Consider the following 1,089-nt stretch of genomic DNA (forward strand, 5'->3'; position numbering starts at 1 on the left):
GCAAAGGCAACATCATACGAGAAGTGCCCTTCCTGCGCCAGCCTTTTGAGCCGCTGCGCTTGGGAAAGGGACGGCGCATTCTGGGTGTCGTTCATCGCTTCTAAAAAATCCCGCTGTTGGCTTTCGTCCAGATAGGACAATTCCACAGCGGGATTGAAGGCAATTTTCTTTTCGTCTACCATGTCCAGCAGTTCAGGGATGAGGCTGGTCAGACGGATAAACCTTTGGACATTTCGAGCGTTGTCACCTGATTCATCAGCGACAATATCTCGCGCTTTTGCACCAATTAACTTGTGGCCAAATTGGCCACAAGTTAAATCTGACCTAGCACCTTGATTTTTTAGAGCCTCCAGCTTCATTTTGTAGGCGAAAGCCCTTTCACTGGGCAGGATGTTCTCTCTTTGGAGGTTTGAATCCACCATGAGCAAAACAGCGGCATCATCATCCATCTGACGGACGATAACAGGCAGGGCATCCAGCCCAGCAAGCTGTGCAGCGTGCTGGCGGCGGTGCCCGGAGATGATCTCGTAGCCACCTTCCGGGCGAGGACGTGCAATCAGCGGAGAAAGCACGCCGTACTGTTCTACGCTTTCTACGGTGCGCTGCATGGACTCGTCATCCAAGACCTTAAAGGGGTGGTTTTTGAAGGGGACCAGTTCTCCAATGGGAATCTGCTGCACCTGTTCCCTCTGCTGCTCTTGCCGGGATTCCTCGGTGGAGAAAATGTCATCTGCCCCTTTCAGCGACACGTTTAAGCTGCCTTTCGGCATTCGCCATCACCTCCTCGGTCAGAGATTTATAGGCTTCTGCCACCTTGCCTTTGGGGTCGTGCTGGAAAATGCTCTTACCCACGGCACTGATCTCCGCAGCGCGGACAGACCGGGGAATGGTCTGGGCGAACACTTTGATCTTACTGCCGTAGGCACCTCGAATCAGGTTGTCGATCTGCTGCCCGTAGTTGGTGCGGCTATCGGTCATGGTCAGCAGGATACCCTCAATTTTTAGTTTCGGGTTGATCTGCCGCCGGACTTTCTGCACCGTCTGCAAAAGCTGTTCCAAGCCTTTTGCAGACAGATACTGCGCCTGCAC

At 53.3% G+C, this 1,089-nt stretch carries 1 protein-coding gene and 1 pseudogene; both read right to left on the reverse strand.

Features of this window, described 5'->3' with window-relative positions:
- Positions 1–770, reverse strand: a 770-nt coding sequence (locus DWY76_RS13750; RefSeq protein ID WP_120081605.1) for a ParB/RepB/Spo0J family partition protein, incomplete at its 3' end; no start/stop codon positions are given.
- Positions 727–1,089, reverse strand: a pseudogene (locus tag DWY76_RS13755) (ParA family protein); the annotation flags it as partial. The pseudogene DWY76_RS13755 and the gene DWY76_RS13750, both read right to left, overlap by 44 nt.

This window comes from Faecalibacterium sp. AF27-11BH (assembly GCF_003603005.1).
Classification (GTDB): Bacteria; Bacillota; Clostridia; order Oscillospirales; family Ruminococcaceae; genus Faecalibacterium; species Faecalibacterium taiwanense.